Below are 5,511 nucleotides of genomic sequence, written 5' to 3'. Positions count from 1 at the left end.
GAAGCTAAAGAAGCTAAAGCACAGTCTTTTGCTCAAAAAGTAACGCCTGAACCAACAGCCTATCAATGTTTTGCTGAGCAATGTCCAAGGGTGGATTTAAAAGAGATTCAAATTGATCTCAACGGAAAAGTACCAAAATTTATAACCCCTGTTGCTGTCGGTGAAATTCAAGCAAATCAATGGACTCGTTTAGGTACGGAGTTCAATGTAAATTGGACAGATCAGAATCAAAATAAAACTTCAGAAAAGCTGATATTAAATGTCTTGGACATGCAGCATATGACTTTAAAAGATGAGTTAGGTCGTATCAACCGCTATAAGATGGTAGAGGCGAAAAAGCCTGATACTGATAAAAATTCAGATGTATTAGAAACACAATAAAAAAGCGGCTCAGCCGCTTTTTTTAATAAATTTTTTCAAAACCTTCCGGACGTGTTTTAAATCTACGGTGGAACCACATATATTGGGTTGGTGCTAAACGAAGTTGATTTTCAATAATCAAATTTGTTCGTGTCGCGTCTGCAATTTCATCTTCACTTGGCATATTGTCTAACGCAGGTTCAATCAAAATATGATATTTCGGATTTGTAATATCACCTTTACGGTAGAAGTAAAGTGGAATCGCGGCAGCTTTGGTCATTTTTAATATACGGCGATGTGCAGTTACAGTGGCTGCGGGTACACCAAAAAAGGGTGCCATAACGCCTTGTTTAAGACCAAAATCTTGGTCGGGACTATACCAAATAGGTCGTCCTTCTTTTAAATGACGGATTAATCCGCGCATATCATCATGGTCGATTTGATTGGTATAAATCGTGGCACGACAACGGTAAATCAGCATATCTAGCAATGGATTATTTTGCGGACGATACACGACATCTGGATCAAAATACTGGGCACAGACATATCCACCTGCATCGAGTAGGGTAGAGTGTGTACCGAGTAGTAAAGCCCCACGCCCTTCAGCTTGCGCTTGTTGAATATGTTCTAAACCTTCAATCGTTACACGATCTTTAAACCATTTGGGACAATACCAAGCATTCAGTGTTTCAAAAACACCGACCATTTGATCAATAAAGACTTGGCGAGCATTTTCATAACGAAGTTCGGGCATCCATTCAGGAAAGCAGACTTCTAAATTTCTTAAAGTTGTTTCACGACGTGAACGCAAGTATTTGAAAGCTACATTTCCCATCAGATAAGCTAAACGATGCTGAATTGTCCAAGGTAATATCGCAAGGAGCATCAGAAATATAATACCAATCCAAATGCCCCAATATTTTGGCATTAAGAAAGACCACTGGAACTCTCCCGGTTGGTAGTTTTTCTGTTTACTCATATTCAAACTTGATAACAATTTAAGGTAATTCACTATATTAGCACGAACTGTTTTTTTTCGGCGAAGGCAACAATCGGATTCTTTAGAAAAACGTTCTTAGATTTTTCACATGAATTACTCATCAATAACAACATTAAGTGCCTAAAAACCTTTAACCAAAATTAGCTTGAGCAAACTTGGTGCAATTTTTGCAGAACATTTACTGAAAATGATAGGAATACGAAGATGACCGTGAATGAATCAAGTATTGTTCAATGAGCCAGTCAAAAATGCACAGTATTGGTTTGCTAAATTAGAGTTAGGTTTTACCAAAGATTCAAATCGCACAATTTTGGCGCATCGTAAGCACTTTGGACCTGTTCGCGTGCAAAAGATGCTGTGGCCTGAAAAAACAGGAGTATGTCATGCCATTATTGTTCATCCACCTGCTGGAATTGCTGGTGGAGATCATCTCACCTTTGAAATGAAAATAGATCAGGATTCGCATGCTTTGGTTACCACACCTGGCGCAGGGAAGTGGTACAAAACCAATCTTAAACAAGCATTTCAACATATTCATATTCATGTACAAGATGAGGCGATTTTCGAATGGCTTCCTCAAGAGACGATGCTCTTTAATGGTGCGAATGCAAATTCAGAGACGATCGTACATTTGGACGCTGCTGCCAGTTTTATCGGTTGGGATATGTTGGTGATTGGACGGCAAGCACGACATGAAACCTTCTCGCAGGGTACTTACCAAAATAAATTTCAGCTTTATCAAAATCAGAAAATATTGGTTGCAGACTGTTTAAATTTTAAAGGCAATGATCGTTGGTTAAAGTCTTGTTTAGGGATGAACGGTCATGCAGTGATGGCCAGTTTTTGGGCAGTGCCTCCAGAACAATACCGGTCAAATTTCTATCTTGATCAACATATTGATCAAATTCGTGAATTAATCATGCGTATGAATATTAACGTCACATTGACGTTACTCGATTACGTCGTAATCGCACGTTATCTCGGAGATGATGTACGTGAGTGTCATGATGCATTTGCTGCAATTCGTGCAAAGCTTCGTCGTTATTGGTTTGATCTTCATGAAGAGTTCCCACGAATTTGGCGCACATAAATTTATTCTTGTCATAGCAACATAGTTAAGTTGTTTTAACACAAACATTTGAGCACACATTTTGCATCAATATTTAAAGATAGTGAGGAAAGCATTATGGAACTAACACCTACGGAAAAAGACAAAATGCTGATTTTTACTGCGGGGCTTGTAGCGGAAAGACGCAAGGCCCGTGGTTTAAAGCTGAATTATCCAGAAGCAGTGGCTTACATTTCTGCCGCACTATTAGAAGGTGCACGTGATGGGATGAGTGTGAGTGACCTCATGCATTTTGGAACAACATTGCTAAAACGGGATGAAGTAATGGAAGGTGTAGCTGAAATGATCGCAGAGGTCCAAGTGGAAGCGACCTTTCCGGATGGTTCAAAACTGGTCACTGTACATCAACCGATTGTGTGATGTCTGAGAGGAAAAATTAAATATGATTCCAGGTGAAATCATTACGTCCGATACAGACATTGAAATGAATGTCGGACGGGCAACGCTCAAAATGACGGTAGCAAATGCAGGGGATCGCCCGATTCAGGTTGGGTCACATTATCACTTTGCTGAAGCGAATGATGCGTTGCAGTTTGATCGTGAGTTAGCACGAGGATATCGATTAAATATTGCGGCAGGTACAGCGGTGCGTTTTGAGCCAGGACAGAGTCGAGATATTGAACTTGTTGCACTCGCAGGTAAGCGTGAGGTGTATGGCTTTGCGGGTCGTGTTATGGGTAAGTTGGATTAAGGGAAAATAATAATGAAAATGTCACGCCGTGCTTATGCGGAAATGTTTGGTCCAACGGTAGGTGATCGAATTCGTCTCGCGGATACTGAGCTGTTTATTGAAGTTGAGCAAGACCTCACTACCTATGGTGAGGAAGTGAAGTTTGGCGGTGGTAAAGTCATTCGTGATGGCATGGGACAATCACAACTGTTGGCTGAAGATGTTGCGGATACGGTCATTACCAATGCGCTGATTGTGGATTGGTGGGGTATTGTCAAAGCCGATGTCGGTTTAAAAAACGGCCGTATTGGGAAAATTGGGAAAGCAGGCAATCCTGATATTCAACCCGATATCACCATTCCACTTGGTGCAGCGACGGAAGTGATCGCTGGTGAAGGACAGATTCTCACCGCAGGCGGTGTCGATACGCATATTCATTGGATTTGCCCGCAGCAAGTGGAAACGGCACTGATGTCCGGTGTGACCACCATGATTGGTGGTGGTACAGGCCCTGCGGCAGGGACTTCTGCAACAACAGTGACACCGGGACCTTGGCATATCGGGACGATGCTTCAAGCCATAGATGATTTACCGATGAATATTGGTTTATTGGGTAAAGGTAATTTAAGTCAGCCCGACCCAATTCGTGAGCAAATTCGAGCAGGTGTGGTCGGTTTAAAATTGCATGAAGATTGGGGTTCAACCCCTGCAGCGATTGATAATTGCCTGAGTGTTGCCGATGAATTTGATGTGCAAGTGGCGATTCATACCGATACCTTAAATGAAAGTGGCTTCTTGGAAGAAACCTTGGCGGCATTTAAAAATCGTACCATTCACACGTACCATACCGAAGGTGCAGGCGGTGGACATGCGCCTGATATTTTAAAAGCCATTGGTCAGCCGAATGTGTTGCCATCTTCCACCAATCCAACTCGTCCGTATACCATCAACACGATTGATGAGCATTTGGATATGCTGATGGTTTGTCACCATTTAGACCCTGCGATTTCTGAAGATGTGGCATTTGCGGAAAGTCGTATTCGCCGTGAAACCATTGCTGCAGAAGATATTTTGCAGGACTTGGGGGCGATTGCCATGATGTCCTCGGACTCACAAGCGATGGGGCGAGTTGGTGAAGTGGTGATTCGCACATGGCAAACCGCACATAAAATGAAAATACAGCGGGGTCCTTTAGAAGGTGACAATGCCACGCATGACAATAATCGTGTGAAGCGTTATATCGCCAAATATACAATTAACCCTGCCATTACGCATGGTTTAAGCCATGAAATTGGTTCGGTGGAAGTGGGCAAACTTGCTGATTTAGTGCTGTGGAAGCCTGCATTTTTTGGGGTGAAGCCTTCGATGATTATTAAAGGTGGCATGATTGCAGCTGCGCCGATGGGAGATATTAACGCTTCGATTCCAACACCACAGCCTGTGCATTATCGTCCGATGTTTGGGGCAAATGCGCGCGGTGTGCATAACACCTGTATTACGTTCTTGTCACAAGTCGCGATTGAAGCAGGCGTGCATGAAAAATTGGGTCTGAAAAAGTTGATCAGTCCATGTAAAGGTACACGCGATATTCAGAAGAAAGATATGAAACTGAATACCTACTGTCCTGTGATGGAGGTTGATCCTGAAATTTATGAAGTGCGAGCAGATGGGAACTTGCTGACTTGTGAGCCTGCGGAAGTGTTGCCGATGGCGCAAAGGTATTTCTTGTTTTGATTGACCTCTCCCTTGCGCAGCAGTACTGCTCATCTCCTAAAAGGAGAGTGAAGAGTACTATTGATTTAATTGCTGCTATGTTCCAGGCTAGGATGAGGGTAAACTAGATGAAAATATCTTGTTAGGCTTACTTAAGGAAACGAGTAAGCCTAGTTATCTACAGCAATTTTTTGATATCAAGTGTGATGATGATTATTACTATATTTATAAACATCTAAGTTTTGATCCTAATCTATATGTGCTCAATCTATTTAAAAAACTACAATTGAAATTTACTCCGCCTGATAATTTTAATGATCCATATGATTGTATGGCTGAGATAAAATTTGATATTACATCTAAGTTAAATTATGAACGTTTACAGAAAAAAATTGTAGACTCAATACGATCAGAGTTGTCTGTAACTTGCTTTAATAATAATCCTTTAAATATGTTGATGTGGTCGCATTATGCTCAGAGTCATAAGGGATTTATGGTTGAGTTTAAGATTCCACATCCAATTTTTGAACCGATTCATAGTGCTTTTAATTTTCAGCCAGTGACTTATCAGGATGAATTCCCAAATTATTCTTTTTCCTCTTTAGCACTTTCTAACTCATTTGCTTTAAAACGTAGTGA

Annotated in this window: 7 protein-coding genes; 6 read left to right on the top strand and 1 reads right to left on the bottom strand. The window is 41.3% G+C overall.

The window, feature by feature from the left end:
- Positions 1-381: hypothetical protein (locus tag CL42_RS17310; RefSeq protein WP_035270662.1), on the top strand; the 381-nt coding region annotated here is incomplete at its 5' end.
- A gap of 22 nt (positions 382-403) precedes the next feature.
- Here CL42_RS17310 and CL42_RS15470 read toward each other — a convergent pair.
- Positions 404-1,339, bottom strand: a complete 936-nt coding sequence (locus CL42_RS15470) for a lauroyl acyltransferase (protein WP_035270660.1) — start codon at positions 1,337-1,339, stop codon at positions 404-406.
- Positions 1,340-1,574: 235 nt separating this feature from the next.
- On the opposite strand from CL42_RS15470, the gene CL42_RS15465 reads away from it, so the two are divergent.
- From CL42_RS15465 to CL42_RS15445, 5 genes are all read left to right on the top strand, one after another.
- A complete protein-coding gene (locus CL42_RS15465; RefSeq protein WP_035270657.1) occupies positions 1,575-2,450 on the top strand; it encodes an urease accessory protein UreD in 876 nt (291 codons plus the stop codon).
- A 96-nt stretch (positions 2,451-2,546) separates the two neighbouring features.
- On the top strand, positions 2,547-2,849 hold the full coding sequence (gene ureA / locus CL42_RS15460; RefSeq protein ID WP_035270654.1) for an urease subunit gamma: 303 nt from the start codon (positions 2,547-2,549) through the stop codon (positions 2,847-2,849).
- 22 nt (positions 2,850-2,871) lie between these two features.
- Positions 2,872-3,180: an urease subunit beta gene (locus CL42_RS15455; protein WP_035270651.1), complete on the top strand. Its 309-nt coding sequence runs from the start codon at positions 2,872-2,874 to the stop codon at positions 3,178-3,180.
- Positions 3,181-3,192: 12 nt separating this feature from the next.
- A complete protein-coding gene (ureC, locus tag CL42_RS15450; protein WP_035270648.1) occupies positions 3,193-4,893 on the top strand; it encodes an urease subunit alpha in 1,701 nt (566 codons plus the stop codon).
- 118 nt (positions 4,894-5,011) lie between these two features.
- Positions 5,012-5,511, top strand: a 500-nt coding sequence (locus tag CL42_RS15445; RefSeq protein ID WP_228133302.1) for a DUF2971 domain-containing protein, incomplete at its 3' end; no start/stop codon positions are given.

This window comes from Acinetobacter sp. Ver3 (assembly GCF_000632455.1).
Lineage (GTDB): Bacteria > Pseudomonadota > Gammaproteobacteria > Pseudomonadales > Moraxellaceae > Acinetobacter.
This window is presented reverse-complemented; position numbering and strand designations above follow the sequence as displayed.